Origin of the sequence: Pseudoalteromonas sp. SG43-7, assembly GCF_014164295.1 — a bacterium.
Lineage (GTDB): Bacteria > Pseudomonadota > Gammaproteobacteria > Enterobacterales > Alteromonadaceae > Pseudoalteromonas > Pseudoalteromonas rhizosphaerae.
This window is the reverse complement of record NZ_JACJEY010000015.1, coordinates 36,085-57,668: the sequence shown is the minus strand read 5'-3', so window position 1 is coordinate 57,668 and position 21,584 is coordinate 36,085. Positions and strand designations below refer to the sequence as shown.

Here is a 21,584-nt window from a genome sequence, read left to right as displayed (position 1 = left end):
AGCGCTATTTTGACTGTTTAACTCGTTTAAGTCCAGCCTCTAGAAACAGCGGGTAAGCTTTTCGTGCTATCTCATCAACTTGGTAGTCTTTCGCAAACTGCTGATTAAAGCTTTGCTGTAATTGCACTAAATCTTGCTCTGGATAGTTTGTTACATGCTGTTGTATCGCGTGCAAAAAGTTTAATGGTTGCTGTAAATCGTCTCGTTTTAGTACGCTTCCGTGGCCAGGCAGGATTATCTTGATGCGCTGATCTGAGTGAAGTTGTGTGAGTATTTGCAACCAGTTATTAAAATTACCATGGCCGGGATAAGGTAGCCAATCAACCACATCAGCACCGACTAAAATGCGATGATTTTCGGCGCTGAGAGTTAAATCACCATTAGTATGGGCTTGGTGTGCGTTAATCGTGACTGGGTAGTTGCCAAGTTCAATGGTTAAGCTATCAACAACGTAAGTTTGTGGTGGTTGTAGTTGATATTGGCGCCATCGTAATAATCGCTGCTTAGCTAAGTTGAGTTTGTTTTGCCAGTGCTGTTGTTGCGCTGCGGGCTGCTGGGCTAAACGCTGTAAACTCAATTCGATACTTTTTTCATAACTATCAAGTTTATTAGTATAGGTTTGTTGGAGTTGACTAAATTCAGTAGCAAGCTGTTGATGGACAATTAATTGAGCATCGGGGAAATGATGCTGCAAAATAGCCATGCCCAGTAAATGGTCGTCGTGGAAGTGACTAGCAACTAAGTAACACAAGGGGGTTTTTAAGGTGCTTTTTAGTTGCTTAACGGTTGCTTCAACAGCGGCAAAGTCGCCACTAGCATCAAACATTAGCGCGCATTTATCACCTTCAATGAGCACTTGGTTTGAGTCATAAAAGCGTAGGGCTCGTTGCTGCTCTAAAAATTGTACGTTAGGGGAGATTGTTTGCCACTGTGTTGCTGCAACAGCAGAGCGGGGTGCAACAAGACTAAAGCTTAGCAATAAAAGTGCAGTTAACTGAGTGGGGATATAAAAAGGGTGAGTCATAACAGTATTGCCAAAATAGAGAAAATAAAATAGGCAAGTTAGCTGATTTTGTTTTTAATTGATACTGGAATCCACGAGATAATAAAAAAAGCGCGAGTGCGCTTTTTTTATTCGGCTGACGATTGCCCTAAGTAAGCACTGAGCTTATCGATGAGTTGATCCTGTTGCTGTTGGGTAACGCTTTGCTGTGTTTTTGCTTCGAGTAACTCATGGCTAATATTCAAGGCTGCCATTAATAAGGCTTTTTGATCATTGCGCACTGTTGAGCGCTGCTTCATTTGATCAACCAAATCATTTAAGTATTTGGCTGATGCAATGAGTGCATCCTCTTGCCCAGCTGGGCAAGCAAATTGCTGCTCTTTACCAAGCAACTCAACTGTGACTCGCTGGTTTTGCAGCTCAGACATTAGTTAGCCTGTTGGGCGCTTTGTAGCTTCTCAAGTAAACCCGTTAAAGTTGTGCTGGTGTCTTTTTGTTTTTCTTCACTTTCAAGTACTTCAAGTTGAAGAATTTCATTTTCATCGATTAGCTTACTATTTTTATCTTTAAGCTCGCTAACCTGAGTTTGTAGCTGTGAATTTTGGCTAATTAATTGGTCGATCAATTGTTCTAGTTGAGAAAGGGTATCGTTATTCATAAAGGCGCTCATAAAACTGTGATTATTGTCATGCAAATGTAAAGCAAAGTTGCTTTATATGCCAGCATTTACGTGTGTTTTGGCTGATTTTTATTTAATGTTAATAAGCTGTTCAGGCTAGCGACTAATTTGTTCATAAGTGGTTCACTTAATGGCCAGCAATTTATGACCCTTGGCGTTTTATGTTGTAGAATATAACTAACTTCAATGAGTTTATTTAAGCGAAATTATATTATGCTCAGTTACAGACACTCATTTCATGCTGGAAACCCAGCCGATGTCGTTAAACATTTGGTATTAGCTCAGGTATTAAGTTACCAGACGCTCAAAGATAAGCCATTGGACTATATCGATACTCACTCAGGAGCTGGCTTTTTTGAATTAGCCAGTGCTGATGCACAAAAAACGCAAGAATACCTAAATGGCATTGCTAAGCTTTATCAACATCGCAGTGAGCATCAGGAACTAAATGATTATATTGATTTAATTAAATCATTTAATGATACAGAACAATTAGCTTTTTATCCGGGCTCTCCGAAAATTGCTGAGCATTTCTTGCGTCGCCAAGACAAAGGTTGGTTTTTTGAGCTACATCCGCGAGATTTGGCATTACTACAAGAAAACATGAGCGGTAAGCGCTCAATTCGTGTCCGCGGCGAGGATGGCTTTACGGGTCTAGTGGGGTTATTACCCCCCGCTTCGCGCAGAGCATGTGTACTCATTGATCCACCTTATGAAATTAAAGACGATTACGACACTGTGGTAAAAACATTAACGAAGGCTTATCAACGCTTTGCTACTGGCACTTACATGATTTGGTATCCGGTGGTCGACAGAGAAAGAATTGAGCGTATGGAAGAGGGATTGATTGCTTCAGGTATGCGTAATATTCAGTTATTTGAATTAGCGACTGAAGCCGATACTGACGTGCATGGCATGACTGCATCGGGGATGATAGTGATTAATCCACCGTGGAAGTTAAAACAAACTATGGATAAGGTATTACCTGAACTAGTTAACTTATTAAGCGATTCATCAGGCTTTTATCGCAGCGAGCAATTAGTTGCCGAATAAACATTGAAACGCCCAGTTCACTGGGCGTTTAATTACAGAGAGTGATTAGAGTTAATTAAAATACACGGCTTTAAAGGTTGCCAGTACTTTACCTTGCTTATCTTTTAAGGTGAGTGATTCACCATTAATATTCCACGTCGCAGTATTTTCTAGTACGCCAGACATTGCAGTTTCTTGTTCCATACCTTGAGAGCACATTTTTCTAGTACTAGCTTGCGGGCTGAATGTCAGTGCTTGTTGATCTACTTGATAACTACCAGCAAAATTATTGCAGCCTAAAAAGCCATGGCTTTTGTTATCTTTACTAAATTGAATAAAGGGTTCTTTTGTTTCAACAGTGACTTGCACGCCATTTATAGTAACAGCTTTAAAATACGTATTTACTAAATCGACATTGGGCTTTTGCGGCGCAACTTTAGACACGACTACTTCATAAGGTGCTTGTTGTGATTGCTCAAATGGATTGTTATGTGTAGTACTAACGTACAATAACTGATCTTGATTAGTGATACGTGCAATTACGCTATAGCGATGACGTTGATCCATTTTGCTCGCGTCGTAGCTAAGCTCTACCGTATAAGGTGGTGCGCCATTGATATCAATAGTTTGTTGACTAATTATTTCTGCTTCAGTATCCATCTTTGACACATCAGCTAAAGTCACTGTGAGTTGTGATCCCGGACCTAACATGCTGCGATCAAGGTAGCTAACTTGAGTTGTTAAAGTGGCCATGGCTGCATCTTCAGTGGTTTGTTTCGTTTGTGGATCAGGTAGGCTCTTGCACCCGTTAAGTACCATTGCACTGCTGGCCAATAAACTAATGCTGGCAATCGATTTTAAAACTGTATAAGGTTTGTTCGATAGCATGGTTTATTCCTTGAAATAAATGAATCGGTTGATTTTTAATCTATGGGTAGTTTACAGCGCGATTACTTAATCATAGCTTAATTATTCTAAGTTGTTATTTAATAACAAAAAAGGCGCATAAATGCACCTTTTTGTAGGCACAGAGATATTTACTTCTTCACAAACTTGGTCAAAATAACAATGCGCTGACCGTCCACACGTCCTTCAATATGTTCAGGGTTGCTGGTTAAGCCGATATTACGCACAGCAGTACCACGTTTAGCCGTTAAGCTACTGCCCTTAACATCTAAATCTTTAATAAGTGTGACTGTATCGCCGGCTTGCAGTACCACGCCGTTGCTATCAACATGTTTAATATCATCATTTTCAGCAAGTACTTTTTTAGCCCATGCTAACGTATCTTCTTCAAGATAGATCATGTCTAGCGCATCTTGTGCCCAGCCATTATCAGCAGCTAAACGGGTTAGCATACGGTACGCCACCACTTGTACCGCAGGTGTTTGGCTCCACATGCTATCGTTTAAACAATGCCAATGAGTAGGGGTAATATCAGTGGTGCCTTCAACTTGGTCTTTACACGTTTGGCAAGTATAAATACATTTATCTGAATGAGCTTCAGTGACAGGTGGCACTTCGTATACAGAAAGGTTTTCAGTTGCAGTACATAGCTCACATTGGTTATTACTGCGTTCAACTAAGGCTTGTTCAATGCTCATATCAAGGCTCTTTTGGGGGTTAACAGAAAAGTAAGCCCTTATTATACTCAATCATCAGTCAAATTAGAACTTATCCATTATTTTAGTGTGGGTATAGTGAAAACTTTGACTTTACAGATGGTTTGCAGACATTCAATAAAAGGAGCATTATTACTTACAAGTTTAGGCAAGGCGCAAAAACCTTACTATACTGAGTACATAAAATAACAACAATTTAGCTGGCAAGAGTCACTATAGTTATTAGCAGGAAATAATATGCTTAATACGCAGATAACCGCCGAGGTGCCAAAACTTGTTACACAATACATTGCCAGGCAGCCTATTTTTGATGCTGAAACAGGCATTTATGCATACGAATTACTGTATCGAGATTCGATAAATAACGCATTCCCTATTGGCACAACAGATGGTCAGGCTACTGGGCGGCTGTTTTTTAACGCTTTAATGCTTATTGGTATAAATAAACTTACTGCGAACCAACGCGCTTTTATAAACCTATCTTCAGATGCCCTGTTAGATGATTTCCCTAAATTATTGCAACCAGATAGCGCAGTAATAGAAATCGTTGAACGAGCCGACAACATTGATAAAGTGACCAGTCGAGTTACGGCTCTAAAAAAAGATGGCTATACTTTTGCTCTCGATGATTATGATGGAGATGAAAAATGGGAGCCATTATTACATTTAGTTGATTATATAAAGCTTGAAGTTGAAGAGCCCATCATTAAAACCAATATGCTGTTAAAAAAGCTTAAACGCCGTTTTCCTGATGTAAAAATCATAGTTGAACGAATTGAAACGCACGAACAATTTATGTTGCTAAAAAGTGCCGGCTGCGATTACTTTCAAGGCTTCTTTTTCGCGCGTCCAGAAATGCTCAGCTACCATAATGTTGAGCCATCTAAATTTGCTGTTTTTGATTTGCTGCGCTGTACGTCGCGCCCAGATCTCGATTTTGATGAAGTCCACCAGCGGGTAGCTAAAGACGTCGGTTTAACTGCTCGTATTCTTAAATTAGTGAATGCACGCTCTGGTAACCAAAATTTAGTGATCACCTCTATTTCACAAGCGGTTATTTATTTAGGTGAAGATGCAATTCGTCAATTTGTAAGAGTGTTGGCGCTTAGTGAACTAGGGGTTGATAAACCTAGTGAACTAACTAAGTTGGGGTTAACTCGTGCGCATTTCATGCAGTTAATGCTAGAGCCTGGCGGTAAGGAAATGTCTCAGCGTGGTTACTTAGTTGGCTTGATGTCAGTGCTCGATGCTATTTTAAATATGGAACTGGATGTTATCGCAAAAGAGTTTTGTTTAGGCGATGATTTATCGAGTGCACTGCTTAACTTTAACGGTATGTTAGGTGCTACTTTGCAGTTAGCTCGCGCGGTAGAGGAAGATAATTGGCCATTAGCAGTTAAATTGTTAGAAACCATTCGGCCAGCTTCTCCCATCGATGTTATTTATAATGCCATGCTCGTAGCACGGCAATACGGCGATGAGGTTTTAGCCTCAATTATTGAAGATACTTAATACCTTGAGTATGATGCGCCATTATCAATATACTTTAAAAGACGACTATGCGTTTATTACTGCCGATCACGACTATTTTAATTGCTCTGGCGTTGTTATTACCTGGCGTTACTCAGCCTGTGCTAACCCTTGAGGGGAAAATTGATAAATCAAAGCTCGCCAAAACAGGCATTGCTATGATTGCTGATGAAGGTGACCGTCATACCCGCAATATGTTAATGATGGCGTCGAGCATGTTGGGCCTTGATAAACTCGAAGGTGAAATTAGTGCTTATAAAAAAACACGGAGCATTTGGGGCACGGTTAACGAACTTGCCAATAATAAAAATTACCTAGTCGCAGCATTGGTAGCATTGTTTTCAATTGTGGTGCCAGCTTTAAAACTGTTGATGCAATTAGTTTATTGTTTAATACCGATGAACAAATTAAAGCATATACTCGGTCAAGTTATACAAGGCTTGAGTAAATGGAGCATGGTAGATGTTTTTGTCATTGCTTTGATTGTGGCTTACCTTGCTGGTAACGCCGATGGCCAGATGGGGGAATTGATCAACATGCATGCCGAATTTGGTACAGGTTTTTGGTACTTTACCGGTTATTGCTTATTTGCCATCGCCGCCAGCAGCTTAATTAAAGTTACGCCAAAAAATAGCTAAACGTTTGTGTTAACTAAATAGTTATCATAAACTTCGCTAGAACCTAGAACCTAGAACCTAGAACCTAATTTATAAAAGGCACTTTTTTGCAACGCATTTATATTAGTTTATTCACAGTCGTTTTATTGCTCACTTTAGTGGGTCAAGCGGTTGCGTCTGTAACTATGAGTTGTGATATGCCACACATGAGTCAACCGCATGCAACTATGGCTGATAGTAGTGATATGCATCACGACATGTCTGCGGGTATGATGAACATGGATTGTTGTGACGATGACGCAAGCGCTAATCAAGAGTGTGGTTGTCCAATGAGCGCCTGCAGTACCCACTCAATGTTAAACATGAGTGTGTTAGTTACCGTTATACTGACGACGTCTGAAAAAGTACAACTTTATATCCCGCAAAATCAACATCGTATAGCCAGTTCACTGTATCGCCCCCCTATGCCTGCTTAATTGCAGGATAGGTGCGTCTAAAATTTACCTAAATCACCTTTTCTGCCCCCTAAATTTAGTTGTCTTTTAATTTTAGTGGAGTAAGTGATGAATCACTTCGCAGTATTTAAAGTCAGTTTTTTAGCGCTTATGCTAACAACTGCAATTCCAGCACACAGTAATGAATTAAGCCTTGATGAAGCGCTCAGCTATGCACTTGATAATGAGCCATGGCTAACCGCCAGCAAATATCAACAAGCTGCTATACAAGCACAAAGTTTAGCGGCAGGCACACTGCCGGATCCAGTATTAACGGTGGGCTTAATGAATTTACCTACCGACGGTTTTGCTTTTGACCAAGAAGGCATGACCCAATTAAAAGTTGGCGTGAGCCAAATGTTTAGCCGTGGCGATAGCTTAGCGCTTAAGCAGCATGCGTTAGCGCAGTCAGCGCAGCAATATCCTTGGCTACGAGCCGACAGACTCGCTCAAGTAAAAACCATTGTTATTGAATCTTGGCTCAATGCGTATCGTGCCCAGCAAAGTATTGCGTTAATTGAGCAAGATAAAGCATTGTTCTCGCAACTTATTGATATTACTGAATCGAGTTATGCCAGCTCAGTAGGTAACACCCGCCAACAAGATATTATTCGAGCGCAGCTAGAGTTAACCCGCCTTGAAGATAAATTAATGATGTTAGAGCTGCAGTTCGAAAGCGCGAAAAAGCGTTTATCGCAATGGTTACCAATCAACATGTTAACTCAGCCTGTCAGCGCAAAACGTCATGATATAGCGCCTTTAGTTGATTTTTCACAACTTGAATTTGCACAGTTGATGCCATTATTAATGGCGCATCCAGCGATTGTCGCGCTTGATAAAACAGTAGCGGCTAAACAAACAGAAGTTGAGGTGGCAAAACAAGGCTATAAACCGCAGTTTGGGGTAAATATGGGCTATGGTTATCGCGATGATACGCCAATGGGGGATTCCCGAGCGGATCTGTTTTCAGTTGGTGTGAGTGTTGATTTACCACTATTTACTGATAACCGCCAAGACCAACAAGTTAATGCGGCGATAGCTATGGCTGAGGCGGTGAAAACTCAAAAACTAATTGCATTACAAAAGCTACAAGGGATGTATTTTAAAGAGTTTAGTCAGTTGTCCCAATTAGCAAAGCGTGATGCACTTTATCAAACTAAATTATTGCCACAAATGGCAGAGCAAGCACAAGCCACATTAAATGCTTATACCCGTGATGACGGTGACTTTTCAGAAGTAATGCGCGCCCGAATCAGCGAACTGAATGCCAAAATTGATGCGTTAAACATAGAGATTGATCAACAAATTATTATTGCTCGCCTGAATTATTACGCTAGTAGCAAAGATGCTGCTGTGATGGTTGAGCAATTAGCAGGAGAGCACCGTGAACACTAATTTAAAATTGCTTATCGCAGTACTTATAGGTGCAGGAATATCTGCTAGTGGCTTGTATTTTTTCGGTAATAGTACAGAGCCTGAGGTGATCAGCGCAGAGAAAAAACCATTATATTGGGTTGCGCCTATGGATAGTAATTATCGCCGTGATGCACCAGGGCTTTCACCAATGGGGATGGACTTAGTACCTGTGTATAGTGAAGTAGCTGACAACAATCAAGATGGTCCCGGTGCAGTGACAATTTCCCCTGCTGTTGTTAATAACTTAGGGGTTAGAACGGCTAAAGTACAGCTCAAGGCACTGCAAAGTGAAGTAAAAACGGTGGGCTACGTACAATACAATCAAGATCAGTTAGTGCATATTCACCCGCGTGTAGAAGGCTGGATAGAAACGCTGTACGTTAAAGCCGCTGGCGATCAGGTAAAACAAGGGGAACCGCTGTATACCTTATACTCTCCGCAACTGGTAAATGCTCAAGAAGAATTTGTACTGGCTGTTGATCGTAATAACACCGTGCTTATTCGTGCAGCCAAAGCGCGCTTAAAAGCATTGAATGTGTCGGGTGGTTTTGTCGAGCGCCTACAAGTTAATAAAAAGGTGATGCAAAATATTACCTTCTATGCTCGCCAAAGTGGTGTGGTTGATGAACTTAATGTGCGCGAAGGTTTTTATGTCAAGCCAGGCACCTCAATGATGAGTATTGCTCAACTTGATGAAGTTTGGGTAGAAGCCGAGGTATTCGAGCGGCAAGCGCAGCTTATTGAAGTCGGTTTACCGGTGACTATGACTCTAGATTATATTGCCGGACAAAGCTGGCGCGGTAAGGTCGATTATATTTACCCAACATTGGATGCCAAAAACCGTACTTTGCGGGTGCGTTTACGCTTTAATAATCAAGATCACCAACTAAAACCGAATATGTTTGCGCAAGTAAGCATCCATGCTAAAGCTGCTGAGCAACAACTTATAGTACCTAAAGAAGCGGTGATCCGCACCGGTTCCCAAGACCGTGTTGTTATCGCTTTAGGCGAAGGACGCTTTAAATCGGTGGCAGTCGAACTGGGCCGCAGTGATAGCCATAACGCCGTTATTTTAGCGGGCGTTAAAGCCGATGATGAAGTGGTGACTTCAGCGCAATTCTTGTTAGATTCAGAATCCAGCAAAAGCTCTGATTTTAAGCGCATGCAAACACCAGAAGCTACCACTAGCGTGTGGGGCAAAGGAGTCGTTAATAGTGTAATGGCAGATCGCCGTATGGTGAATATCAGCCATGACCCTATTGAAGAGCTCGATTGGCCTAGTATGAAAATGGACTTTACGGTTGCCGATAGCGTTGATTTTCAAGCGCTGCAAGCTGGGCAAACACTGCATTTTGAGTTGACTAAAAAAGCCGATAGCAGTTATATGATTAGCGGCATTCATATTATGGATTCCACCCATATGATGAGCGAAGCGCAAAATATGGCGACCGTAACCGGTACTATCAACAGCATTAATAAAGCCCAGCGCACTGCCAATATTAGCCGTGGTGCAATTGAGAAATGGCACCGAGATCCGGCCACTATGGACTTTATGTTTGCTGAACATATTGATTTAAGTAGCCTTGAGCCGAAGCAACAGCTGACATTTACTTTTAGTGTGCAAGATGGTGAGTTCGTGATCCAGCGTATCGATACTGAATCAAGCATGCGAACTAGTGACAATAGCGCCATGTCATCGCATGACGGACATTAGGAGGCTTTATGATAGCAGCAGTTATTCGTTGGTCCGTTACCAATCGCTTTTTTGTATTATTGCTAACAGCAATACTCATTGGCAGTGGTTTATTTGCGGTAAAAAATACCCCAGTTGATGCCTTACCTGATTTATCCGATGTGCAGGTGATTGTAAAAACCTCATACCCAGGGCAAGCGCCACAGGTGGTGCAAGATCAGGTTACTTTCCCACTTACCACCGCGATGCTCTCAGTACCCGGGGCGCAAACAGTACGTGGTTTTTCATTTTTTGGTGATTCCTACGTATATGTCATCTTTGATGAAAACACCGATCTTTACTGGGCTAGAAGTCGAGTGCAAGAGTATTTAAGTCAAGTAGCAAGCCGCTTGCCCGACAGCGCAACCGCAGAGCTGGGCCCAGATGCCACCGGTGTAGGTTGGATTTATTTATACGCGCTGGTGGATAAAACCAATCAGCACGACATTAGCCAGTTACGCAGCTTGCAAGATTGGTTTTTAAAGTTTGAATTGCAAACCGTACCAGGGGTGTCAGAAGTGGCCTCAGTGGGCGGTATGGTGAAGCAATATCAAGTCAATGTAGAGCCAGATAAACTGCGTGCTTATGGTATACCACTGAGTTTAATTCAAACCGCAATTAAGCAAGGTAACCAAGAAATGGGCGCTTCGGTGGTGGAAATGGCCGAAGCCGAATACATGGTAACCAGCACCGGTTATATAAAAAGCGTCGCTGATTTAGAGGCAATTCCACTTGGGGTGAATGCCAACGGCACACCGCTGCAATTACGCGATGTAGCCGATATTCGCCTTGGGCCACAAATGCGCCGTGGCATTGCTGAGCTAAACGGCGAGGGCGAAGTAGCTGGTGGCGTAGTGGTGATGCGCTATGGCGAAAACGCACAAAAAACCATAGAGCTGGTGAAAGCAAAACTTGAATCACTTAGCAAAGGCTTACCCGATGGGGTAGAAATTGTGCCTGTGTATGACCGCTCTAATCTGATCAAAAATGCAGTGGATAACCTCACCAGCAAACTATTTGAAGAGCTAGTGGTAGTGGCGCTTATCTGCATCGTATTTTTGTTCCATGTACGCTCGTCCTTGGTGGCAATTATCACTTTACCGCTGGGAATATTAACGGCATTTATCATCATGTATTGGCAAGGCATAAACGCCAATATAATGTCGCTCGGTGGTATTGCTATCGCCATTGGTGCGATGACCGACGGCGCGATTGTAATGATCGAAAACATGCATAAACACATGGAAAAAACGCCACTAACCGATGAAAACCGCTGGCAAGTTGTCACCGATGCTGCCAGTGAAGTCGGTCCAGCGCTGTTTTTTAGCTTAATGATTATTACCGTGAGCTTTATGCCAGTGTTTATTTTAGAAGCCCAAGAAGGCCGGATGTTTGCTCCGTTAGCGTACACTAAAACCTATGCCATGGCCGCATCTGCGGGCTTGGCAATCACTTTAGTACCGGTATTAATGGGTTACTTTATACGCGGCAAAGTTATTTCAGAGCACAACAACCCAGTAAACCGCTTGCTAGTGAATGCTTACAAGCCACTGCTGAACACGGTTTTGCGGTTCCCTAAAATGACTTTAGTACTGGCTGTGGTGGTCGCTGTCATTGGCTTTTATCCGGTCAATAAAATTGGCAGTGAGTTTATTCCGCCGCTGGATGAAGGCGATTTAATGTATATGCCGACGACTTATCCTGGTTTATCGATTGGGAAAGCGCGCGAGATTTTACAACAAACCGATAAGCTCATCGCCACAGTGCCAGAGGTGTTAACTGTGTTTGGTAAAGTGGGCCGTGCAGAAACTGCCACTGATCCTGCGCCACTGACCATGATCGAAACCTTTATTCAGCTCAAGGCTAAAGATCAATGGCGCGTAGGCATGACTTTAGAAAAATTGAAAAAAGAGCTCGACGGCTTAGTGAAGTTTCCAGGCCTGACTAATGCATGGGTGATGCCGATCAAAACTCGTATTGATATGCTGGCAACTGGGATTAAAACCCCTGTGGGCATTAAAGTTGCGGGGCCAAATTTAAGCGAGATTCAAAAAATTGGCCAGCAGATTGAAGTGTTACTTAAAGATGTACCCGGCACGGCTTCCGTTTACTCTGAGCGAGTAGCGGGTGGGCGTTATATAAAGGTCGATATCAACCGTGAAAAAGCCGCCCGTTACAGCTTAAATATTGCCGATGTGCAGCAAGTGGTTGCCACCGCAATTGGCGGCATGAATGTAACCGAAACGGTCGAAGGGCAAGAGCGTTACCCGGTAAACTTACGCTATCCGCAGGATTACCGAGATTCGCCCGAAGAACTGATGCTATTGCCAATAGTCACCCCTGCAGGGCAACGCATTGCTCTTGCCGATGTGGCTGACGTATTTATTGAAGATGGTCCGCCGGGCATAAAAAGCGAAAATGCCCGCTTAAACGGCTGGAGCTTTATTGATATTGATGGCATTGATATTGGTAGTTATGTCGACAATGCGCGCCAAGTGCTTGACGAAAAACTAGTGCTACCAGCGGGTTATTCAATAACCTGGGCAGGGCAATATGAATACATGGAACGTGCGAAAGAAAAGCTCGCCTATGTATTACCACTGACCTTAGCGATTATAATTGTGTTGTTGTACCTCAACTTTAGAAGCTTTGTAGAAGTGGCAATTATAATAGCAACCTTACCGCTGGCGATGATCGGAGGCATCTGGTTAATGTACTTAGAGGGCTTTAACTTCTCAGTCGCCGTGGGGGTGGGCTTTATTGCCCTTGCTGGGGTCGCGGTGGAAATTGGCGTGATTATGCTGGTGTACTTAAATCAAGCCTACCAAGAAAAGTGTGCTCAAGCCAAACTAGCAGGTACAAAGCTTAGTTTTGCTGAGCTTAAACAAGCCATAGTCGAAGGCGCAGGCCTGCGAGTACGCCCAGTGATGATGACAGTCGCCACTATTATAATCGGTTTGCTCCCCGTACTTTACGGCACAGGCACCGGCAGTGAAGTAATGAGCCGCATCGCCGCCCCTATGGTCGGCGGCATGTTCAGCGCGATTGTATTAACCTTGCTCGTGTTACCCGCAGTGTATTTGTTATGGCGAAAGCGGGAGCTGTAAAGCAGATAATAAAAAGGAGTGGGCTAACTACCTGACTCCTTTATTATAATACTTTAATTTATTATTTTTATGCTGGGGAAAGTGTTAAATATAAAACGATGTTCGAAAAAGCGGACTATGAACTAGTACTTAATGCTGTATTGTAAATTGGAATATTTACAAATCGTATTTCTTTCTTTATAATTCCGTCCCTTTTTTAGGCTCATCTTTCAATAGGGATGATTTCCAATATAGATCACGGATCGAATAAAGATGAGTTTTTTAAAAAAAATAATAATTTTATCTCTTCTAATGCTTTTAGGGTGTCAAACCCTTAACACAATACCAATTGAGGTAAATATATCGCAAGAAGTTACTTTTTCCGGTAAAGGAGCTGGTGCAGGAATCGCACTTATGTCAGCTATGGGGCCTTCAGGTTTAGCTATTGGATTGGCTATCGATGTTGGTATCGCAAAAGAAATCAAAAAAAATATAACTCACCAACAATTAGAATCATCAATTAAGTCCATCCTGTCGAAATATAATAGTGTTCAATTGCAAAATGATCATATCCACTATTTTGAAATTACGACATTGAAGTTTCAATCGTTCTCAGACGACAGTGATCCTACCGCAGTTATAATAGAGGGTAACATTCTATTTAAAGATGAGCGGCTTTTACCCTTTTCTAATATCTCATACTATGAAAAATATATAACTCCTCTAATGCTACTTAAATCTAAAAAAAGTGAATCGAATGCATTAATATTAGAAAATATTGAACATCTAATCTCAACTATATAAAAGGAAAGTATGATGAAAATCATAAAAAATAATAACCGGAATAGTTATTATGTATAAATTAATGTTAATAATTCTGCTTGGTGGAATATCATTTTCTTCAATTGCAGACACACATTGTATTGGCAAAGTGGAAGGCCTTGGAATGGGGAAAGGAGGGATCCTATATGTGAGTGGCCCCGGAGGCTTACCTGCAACTTATCTTTGTAGCGTCCATAGCAAAAGTAATAATGTAGAAACCGAAGCATGTAAGGTAATTTATAGTCAGTTACTTGCAGCAAAAGCTCAAAATGAGACTGTTAATATTACATTTAATCCCGCAACGCCTTGTACATCAGCGAAAAGCTGGGGGTGGGCGGCTAATTTTAACTGGGTGATCGTTGGTGGTTAGTAATTAGTGACTATTAAATAAATTAATTATAGGAAGTGAAATGAAAGTTTTTTTAATAGGCTTCTTTACCTTGTTATTTAGTCAGGTCGCTTTTTCTTATGAGAGCAACTCCAATACAAAAATAAAAAACATTCGAGTGCGACCTACCGTTGCGTATGTTTTATTTGAAGGGTGTAGTCGATATTCAAAGATATATTTAACAAATGATTATTATAAAGCAATGTTATCAGTGGCTTTAACTGCTGCAACTGCAAATAAAAGTGTTGCTGTTGGGTTTGAAAGTGGCCAAAGCTGTGCATCACCAGTTGAGCCTATCGTGTCATATATTGATGTGAAATTTTTATAATATGAATAGTCTAACTATTACTTATAATAATTACCCCTGAATTTAACATCTGAATTATATTAAGTTAAATAGGGAGCTCTGTGTTAATACTAATGGCTAAGGTAAATATATATGCTAAATAATGCTGCCTTGCCAAAATTATGAGAGTTTTTAGCTATTTTGCAATAAATAAACCTGAATAAAAGATAGAATTATCACTAGTGAATTTAAAGTTAAGTAATTGATGGAAAGGAAATTAAAGATGAAACCTAAAGTAATTATACCACTTGTAGCCTTAACCTTGAGCACACCAGTTTGGGCAAATCATTATTGTGCAGGCACCATAAAAAATGTGCAGTTAAACCGTGGTGGAGAAGTTTATGCAACAATTAATAATTTAGCATCTAATGCTTTTCTTTGTGATCTTTCTCCTGCTGATGGTGGAAATGATGCTGAATTTTGTAAAGCGTTATATAGCAGCTTGCTTTTAGCACAAACTACACAGCAAAGCGTAACCTTTTGGTTTGATATCGACACAGATAAAAGTTGTAGTAAAGGTGATTGGGTCAATCTTTATAAAAACCATGGCCTCTATCACTTCATGCTAGGTGGCTAATTAATAATAAGGTAGATGAATAAATGATAAAAAGCATAATCGCGATTTTGATGACATTCACCTTTTTTAGTACTCAGGCTGTAGCAACAGTAGGGCAAACTGTCGACCAAATATTTTATTGTGGTGATGATTTTGCAATTCATACAGATGCAGGAAATTGGTATGTAGTACTAAAATCGGCCGTGGGTGAAAAGAAGCAGGATCATTTTTTATCTATGGCGATGTTTTCAATGGCCACAGGTAGTAAAACAGGAAACTTTTTTCCTGGTGACCCACTAAGTAATTGGTGCGGTAACAAAAATTTTTTACCAATTACCTCCTTCAGTATTAAAACTGATAGCCCTAAATAAATTATTACTAGTAAGTTTTCTTTTTTTACTTCCAAGTACAGTTAAAGCTGCATGGCTTAATTCAACTGGCGAAATTGAAACGCTGATTTTGTATAACCAAAACCAAATTTTAGTGAAATTAAAAGGTAACAATGGAGCCCCTGTAGCTGCCTGTAGTAATAAAGAACACTTTATAATACCAGCATCATACACAGAAGAGTCTCGCAATAGAATGTATAGCACTTTATTAGCTGCAAAAATGGCGGGTGTACCAGCATCAATAGCATACAGTGAAGTAGATAATTGTGATGCTTGGGGTGCAACTCCAAATGTTTACAGAAAAATAACGCGAATAACGTTTTAAGGATTAACTATGAAACACTCAAAATTTATCCGTGAGGGACTATGAAAAAAATATTAATGCTAATGTTACTTTTTACAGGAACATTAAAAGCAGAAACTACATGGATACCGATTAGTAATGGCGATAATTTTATCATCATTCCGTTTATTCCAAGTGAAAAATATAACCAACCGAGTAATGTGAATTTAGTGAAACTTTCAAATGGCGTTACTATCACTTGGAATGATATTCAGCATGCAAGTAAATATCGTGTTGAAGGATTAGATAGTAACGGTAATTGGGTTTTGTTAAGGGACGTTGATTCTAATTCAGTCACATTTTCGCCTCTACCAGTTGGTATTTCGAGCATTAGAGTTATGGCGTGTAGTTATATATCTTGCGCTAACAGTGGGCTATGGAGTAATAGCGTGGCTTTGAAAAAACAAATTATATTTATACATACGGATTTGTTAGGTAGTCCAGTTGTAGAAACCAAAGGATAATAAATATGAAAAGTTACATAAAGGTTTTGTTTTTATTTCTTATATATTGCTCGAATTAATATTGTTTAGGTGTATCTGGTGGTACTGATGACAAAGTCGAAATTAACTTAGTTGCACAAATTATTCCAAAAAAATATACAGCTTCTAATAATGATTATGACTCCTATAACCCGGTAACAGGGGAAGTTACGTTTGCTGTTACAGATGTTTCTCTTAAGGGAAACTCACAGATTCCAGTTGAGTTAATACGGTGGATACCATCTGATGACCTAGATACGGGTGGACCAAATGGCTGGAAATGGGATATTCCGTTAATTAAAGGTAACTTTTTATCCGGTGGGAAAGGGCAATGGGATTTTGGCCTTTCTGGTTGGTATAAAGGAGAAAATTGTACAGCTTCAGCAGAAACTGCATTTGAAGTGACTATGGATGATGGTATTCCATCAAGTAATTTCTGGAGTGGTAAATTTCTACATATACCTAATGTTACATCACAGAGATTTTTAAATACTTACGGTCATTCTGCAGAAAAACAGATTACTAAATCTAATTATAAAGTTAAGGGTTGTATCTACAATGCAGACGGGGAAGAGGGGATCGTTGTTTCTGCTCCAAATGGTTTTACCTATACCTTCAATGAGGTAAAAACCTATTATAATGGAGCTATACCAAATCTTCATATGCCAAGGACCTATACGAAAATACTAATGGTTTCAAAGATCGAGGATAAATATGGTAATGATGTAATTTATAATTACGAAGATGGCGACCTAATTAGCATTGTTTCATCTGATGGTAGAAGAATTGATATAGACTATGGGGTTGTTGACAATAAAAAAAGGCCTGTATCAGCTTCTGTAAACAATAGAGTCTGGGAGTATCATTATAACACTAGTGATGGTTATTTAAATAAAGTGATTCTTCCAAATGGGACAACTTGGGAATATGGAGGAATACACATTTTAGGGTATAGGGGGCAGAATCCCAGTTTTTTTTATACCAATCAGCTTCAATTTTATAACCGTAACAAAGGAAGGTCATATGGGGGTCAAAAAATACCTTCGTGCGCTATCGTGCACCCTGAACCTAAAGAGGTAACAGTTAAAACACCAGAAGGTGCAATAATTCGTTACACACTTCAAATAAAAAAACATAATCGTTCAAATGTAATTCCAAGGGTTTATGACTACCAAAGGTTAGATGAATTTAGCTACATGTATAACTTAAACTGTAGTTTATCTTTATCCTTAGTAAGAAAAAGAATAACTGGCAGTAAACTAGATGATATAGACTGGAATTATATTTACTCTGAAAATTCGGGTCATTATGGATTAAGTAATCGTCCACCGTTTTATTTTGATGATGGCGAGCGGAATGATCTCAATGATTTTGTATCAGGTCCGGTCGATATTTCGAAATCAGTTGGCATTGAAAAGTTTCCTTCTATGATTGCATCTCGGACTCCTTTGCATTTCAGGACGGTGAAAATAATTAAGCAAGATAAAATAAATATTTTGTATATTGATAGAGAAAGCCAATCTATCAGTGAGAATATGGTTATTGCTGAAGATACACTCTCTTTAAGTAATCAGTTAATAAAAAGAGAGGAGTATACTTACTCTAAAGGTGATTTTGTAGGTAGTTCATGGGTTGACTGTGGACAAAGGGGAAGTCCCTGCGAAGTAATTAATATCTCACAAATTAAAAATAGAGTTAATCTCGTTAATAAAAAAATAATTATATATAACAATAACTATAAGGATGAATATTTAACAGATTTTGAAAAGTTTGATACATATGGTTTTGTGACAGAAATAAGGGAGAGAAATAATTTTAGTAACAACGAAATTTATAATAAGAAGGTTTATTTACATGATAATGATTCATGGGTGCTAGGGCTTCCTGTTTCTGAGTTTACAGATGATAAACTAATTGATGGTAGCACAATCGCAAACTATGAGATTGAATATAAAAACTTTAGTAACTATAAAAATGGAAAAAATAATACCTTCAAGTTACCAACTTTACAGAAAAAGAGGGGGGTAATATTTATAAATGCTAGGGAGTATTTTTCTTCAGGCTTATTGAAAAAGGTTAGCTATAACTTAAATCGAACATATGGTACTGGTAAGCGTTTCATTGAATATGCCAACTACAAGCGTGGTTTACCTCAGCTTATCACTGTTCCCAATAGGTCAACTTCAGGAAATATGAGTGCGAGTAGAGTCGTTGATAATAACGGGTGGGTAACGCGTACAACCGATTATAATGGCATATCAACTAATTACACCTATGATGACATAGGTCGTATTAAATCCGTAGATTTAACAAATGATGCGGCTAATGGCAACTGGTACGACACGTTATATACTTGGAACAACGATACCAACACCCGCACTGCGTCAACGTGTACATTAAATAATTCAAGGACAGCATGTGCAGGTAACGCTGTATTTAAAACCACAGAGTACTATGACAGCTTACTGCGACTGACAGAGATAAAAAGCCAAGACTTAGTCAATAGCTCAGCAGCAAATAGTACCCGTTATCAGCGTTTCGAATATAACTACTTGAATCAACCAACGTTCCAATCTTATGCAAGCGCAAATGTAAGTGAAAATAAAGGCACTACAACCGTCTATGATTCACTGGGTAGACAGCAAAGTGTAACAACAAGTGGATTGGGCACCGTTAATTACGCCTATTTATCTGGTAATCGTATAGAAGTAACGGATGCTAAAGACAACGTAACGACCACGACTTATCAAGCGTTTGGCTCACCAAGTTACTCACAAGCGGTGAAAATAGAATCTCCCGAAGATGTAACAACACAAATGGATGTTGATATATTTGGTTTAACACACTCAATAACGCAAACAGCGGCTAATCAACACGGAAATACCGTTAGTGTTACCGAGCATCGCTATTATGACAATACGAAGAAGCTATGTTTAACAACGCGCCCAGATGTTGGTAATACGATATATAAATACAATGCGTTGGGTGAACTTAGTTGGCATAAAGCCAGCGTTAATAACACCCAGTGTTCAACGACTAAACCTGTCGGGGCTACTAATTACACTTATGATAATTTAGGCGGCCTCAAATATGTTAATTACCCAGATAACTCAGGTGATGTTAGTTACGAGCGTGATAACAATGGCAATGTGCTTACCTTAACAGCAGGGGATGTTACCCATCGCTACACATATAATAATCAAAACTTATTAGAAGAAGAGCAGCTTTTTGTTGGTAATCAATTACCGTTAATGCTTAGTTATAAATACAATGCGTTACAGCAGCGTAAGCAATTAGGGTATCCAGATGGCACGATTGTTAACTTCAAGCCCAATGGCTTTGGCGAGCCAACTGAGGTTCAAACTTATAAAAACGGTGCAGTTGAACTAAGTTTTGCCAAAGACGCTAAATACTATGCAAATGGCATGCTTGACTCATTCACTTATGGCAATGGTGTAACGCATAAAACCACATTATATTCAGATAGTTTGTTACCTAAGCAGCTAAAAGATACCGGTCCCGCAGGCAGTAATCTACCGAGTACCGTTATGGCGTTGACGTATGATTACGACAACAACGCGAATATTACTTCAATCATTGATGGGCAAAACAGTGCACACAGCTCAACTTACCTCGGGTATGACGACCTTGACCGGTTAACCAGTACAACGGGTGGCACAGGTATAGGCTCAAGTACATTACGCTATGATGGTTTTGGTAATATCACTTATTATAAAAATAAGGGTAAAACACTTAACTATACGTATGACTACGCTAAAAATCGTTTATCAAAAGTAACCGGTGTTAGTGGGCGGTATGGGTCAATAGGGTATGATAGCCGTGGTAATATCACCAATAATGGGGCATATAGTTTAGATTTTAATGAAGCAAACCAACTTACCACTGCAAAAGGTAATAGTTACTTATACGATGGCCATAACCGCCGCGTAAAACAAACTGATGGCAATGGCACCAGTTATTCAATGTATAGCCAAGATGGTATGCTGCTATATAGAGAAAAAGGAAGCACCATAACAGGCAACGGTACTAACTATATTTACTTAGGTAAAAAACTGATTGCCAAGTACGGTGATGTAACGCCGCAAACCGTGAGTGAAAGCCGTCAGCACACGCGTCCATTTGGTGAATCGATAGAAGCACCCAAAGATGACGTAGGGTACACAGGGCATAAATTCGACACCGATTTAGGGTTGAGTTATATGCAGGCACGATACTATGATCCAGTTATCGGGCGGTTTTATTCTAATGATCCGGTGGATGCGTTGGGTCATATGGGGCGTGGTAACCCAGTTCATGGTTTTGGTCGATATACTTACGCAAACAATAACCCGTATAAATATACTGATCCGAATGGAGAGTTCCCATTTCTCCAAGTTGGAGCCGGTGTAATTGGATTTGCCATAGGTGCAATTTCAGAAGCAGTAACAAATGAAAATGCTTCTTTTGGTTCAGTAATGAAAGCCGGAGGAGTTGGCGCTGCGGTTGGTGTTGCTACTACGTTTGGTGGTGGCCTTTTAGGAACAATGGCTGTTGGTGCTGGGGCTAATGGACTCGGCGAAGTTGCAAACCAAGCGATGGATGGTGAGTTTAACACTGAGGATGTTATCGAAGCAGCGGCTATCGGGGCAGTTGGTGGAGCAGTTGCAAAGACAGCCGCAAAAGTTGCTGTCGCAGGTAGAGGGTTGCCTAATAACTCTGCTACACAGGCTTCTAATAATATGACGGGAGCTAATTCCCAACGTATATTGGCTGATTCAAAGACGTTGAGTACAACACCGGGTAATCGGGCAGTTGCTGAGGTCAAACTTGGCGGGGCATACGGAACAGGAGCTGCCGCAGAAGCAGCACATCAACAGACTCAGTGTAATGATGATTCTTGTTAAAGTTGAGAAATATGAAAATAGATGTTTCAGAGGGCAAATCAAAGAAAGCTAACAGATTGAGAGCAATGATTGGATATAGCAGCTTGATTATTGCTAGCTTAACTATTTACTTCTTGGGAAGTCTGGTCGTCGGCTTCTACGGT

19 protein-coding genes are annotated in these 21,584 nt (G+C 40.3%); 14 read left to right on the top strand and 5 right to left on the bottom strand.

Features of this window, described 5'->3' with window-relative positions:
- Positions 1–4: 4 nt before the first annotated feature.
- The 3 genes from H5200_RS09105 to zapB form a co-directional block, all read right to left on the bottom strand.
- On the bottom strand, positions 5–1,024 hold the full coding sequence (locus H5200_RS09105) for an MBL fold metallo-hydrolase (RefSeq protein WP_182761355.1): 1,020 nt from the start codon (positions 1,022–1,024) through the stop codon (positions 5–7).
- A 107-nt stretch (positions 1,025–1,131) separates the two neighbouring features.
- Positions 1,132–1,431, bottom strand: coding sequence for a cell division protein ZapA (locus tag H5200_RS09100; RefSeq protein ID WP_149980511.1), 300 nt, complete (start codon positions 1,429–1,431; stop codon positions 1,132–1,134).
- Positions 1,431–1,661 carry a cell division protein ZapB gene (zapB, locus tag H5200_RS09095; RefSeq protein WP_145238165.1) on the bottom strand — a complete coding sequence of 77 codons (231 nt, stop codon included), beginning with the start codon at positions 1,659–1,661 and terminating at the stop codon, positions 1,431–1,433. The genes H5200_RS09100 and zapB overlap by 1 nt, the downstream gene beginning before the upstream one ends.
- A 234-nt stretch (positions 1,662–1,895) precedes the next feature.
- Here zapB and H5200_RS09090 point away from each other — a divergent pair, with 234 nt between their 5' ends.
- Complete coding sequence (locus tag H5200_RS09090; RefSeq protein WP_145238319.1) at positions 1,896–2,735, top strand: 23S rRNA (adenine(2030)-N(6))-methyltransferase RlmJ; 840 nt, start codon at positions 1,896–1,898, stop codon at positions 2,733–2,735.
- A gap of 51 nt (positions 2,736–2,786) precedes the next feature.
- On the opposite strand, the gene H5200_RS09085 is transcribed toward H5200_RS09090, so the two are convergent.
- Entirely contained in the window at positions 2,787–3,602 is an 816-nt protein-coding gene (locus H5200_RS09085) for an META domain-containing protein (RefSeq protein WP_182719583.1), read from the bottom strand.
- Between the two features lie 149 nt (positions 3,603–3,751).
- Positions 3,752–4,318, bottom strand: a complete 567-nt coding sequence (locus tag H5200_RS09080) for an alkylphosphonate utilization protein (protein WP_145238171.1) — start codon at positions 4,316–4,318, stop codon at positions 3,752–3,754.
- A 255-nt stretch (positions 4,319–4,573) separates the two neighbouring features.
- Here H5200_RS09080 and H5200_RS09075 point away from each other — a divergent pair, with 255 nt between their 5' ends.
- From H5200_RS09075 to H5200_RS23985, 13 genes are all read left to right on the top strand, one after another.
- Positions 4,574–5,848, top strand: a complete 1,275-nt coding sequence (locus tag H5200_RS09075; RefSeq protein WP_182732177.1) for an EAL and HDOD domain-containing protein — start codon at positions 4,574–4,576, stop codon at positions 5,846–5,848.
- 47 nt (positions 5,849–5,895) lie between these two features.
- Entirely contained in the window at positions 5,896–6,504 is a 609-nt protein-coding gene (locus tag H5200_RS09070; RefSeq protein ID WP_145238177.1) for a paraquat-inducible protein A, read from the top strand.
- Positions 6,505–6,590: 86 nt separating this feature from the next.
- Entirely contained in the window at positions 6,591–6,959 is a 369-nt protein-coding gene (locus H5200_RS09065) for a hypothetical protein (protein WP_149980515.1), read from the top strand.
- A gap of 87 nt (positions 6,960–7,046) precedes the next feature.
- Positions 7,047–8,372, top strand: a complete 1,326-nt coding sequence (locus tag H5200_RS09060) for a TolC family protein (RefSeq protein ID WP_182761354.1) — start codon at positions 7,047–7,049, stop codon at positions 8,370–8,372.
- Positions 8,362–10,107 carry an efflux RND transporter periplasmic adaptor subunit gene (locus tag H5200_RS09055; protein ID WP_182761353.1) on the top strand — a complete coding sequence of 582 codons (1,746 nt, stop codon included), beginning with the start codon at positions 8,362–8,364 and terminating at the stop codon, positions 10,105–10,107. The genes H5200_RS09060 and H5200_RS09055 overlap by 11 nt, the downstream gene beginning before the upstream one ends.
- Before the next feature lie 8 nt (positions 10,108–10,115).
- Positions 10,116–13,232, top strand: a complete 3,117-nt coding sequence (locus tag H5200_RS09050; RefSeq protein WP_182761352.1) for an efflux RND transporter permease subunit — start codon at positions 10,116–10,118, stop codon at positions 13,230–13,232.
- 252 nt (positions 13,233–13,484) lie between these two features.
- Positions 13,485–14,015, top strand: coding sequence for a hypothetical protein (locus tag H5200_RS09045; RefSeq protein ID WP_182761351.1), 531 nt, complete (start codon positions 13,485–13,487; stop codon positions 14,013–14,015).
- A gap of 61 nt (positions 14,016–14,076) precedes the next feature.
- Entirely contained in the window at positions 14,077–14,403 is a 327-nt protein-coding gene (locus H5200_RS09040; RefSeq protein WP_182761350.1) for a hypothetical protein, read from the top strand.
- Positions 14,404–14,443: 40 nt separating this feature from the next.
- Positions 14,444–14,749, top strand: coding sequence for a hypothetical protein (locus H5200_RS09035; RefSeq protein ID WP_182761349.1), 306 nt, complete (start codon positions 14,444–14,446; stop codon positions 14,747–14,749).
- A gap of 241 nt (positions 14,750–14,990) precedes the next feature.
- Complete coding sequence (locus H5200_RS09030) at positions 14,991–15,344, top strand: hypothetical protein (RefSeq protein ID WP_182761348.1); 354 nt, start codon at positions 14,991–14,993, stop codon at positions 15,342–15,344.
- A gap of 23 nt (positions 15,345–15,367) precedes the next feature.
- A complete protein-coding gene (locus H5200_RS09025) occupies positions 15,368–15,694 on the top strand; it encodes a hypothetical protein (protein WP_182761347.1) in 327 nt (108 codons plus the stop codon).
- Positions 15,695–16,078: 384 nt separating this feature from the next.
- Positions 16,079–16,519, top strand: coding sequence for a hypothetical protein (locus H5200_RS09020; RefSeq protein WP_182761346.1), 441 nt, complete (start codon positions 16,079–16,081; stop codon positions 16,517–16,519).
- A 425-nt stretch (positions 16,520–16,944) separates the two neighbouring features.
- On the top strand, positions 16,945–21,441 hold the full coding sequence (locus H5200_RS23985; RefSeq protein WP_182761345.1) for an RHS repeat domain-containing protein: 4,497 nt from the start codon (positions 16,945–16,947) through the stop codon (positions 21,439–21,441).
- Positions 21,442–21,584: the final 143 nt, after the last annotated feature.